The organism is Bacillus sp. NTK071, assembly GCF_017303315.1.
GTDB lineage: Bacteria > Bacillota > Bacilli > Bacillales > Guptibacillaceae > Guptibacillus.
On the sequence record NZ_JAFKOI010000151.1, the window covers coordinates 1 to 256 of the forward strand.

At 68.0% G+C, this 256-nt stretch carries 1 pseudogene; it reads right to left on the reverse strand.

The annotated features are described in order from the left end of the window. Positions 1 to 256, reverse strand: a pseudogene (locus tag JI666_RS21405) (hypothetical protein); the annotation flags it as partial.

The window sequence follows — 256 nt, forward strand, 5'->3', positions numbered from 1 at the left end:
GCCTCGGCCCCGGCGCTACGCAGGACACGAAGGATTTCCTCGCCGGTGTCATTATTCGCGGCGATCACCAGACGCTTGCCCGGAACGAGCGCATAGCGGCGCAGATAGGTCAGCCCGGCCTGTGCCGACAGGATGCCGGGCAGGTCATTGCGGTCGAAGGGCAGGGGGCGCTCAATGGCCCCCGCCGCCAGAACGATCCGCTGCGGACGAATACGCCAAAGCAGATCGGCCTGCCCCTCGCGCCGCTGGTTCAGGG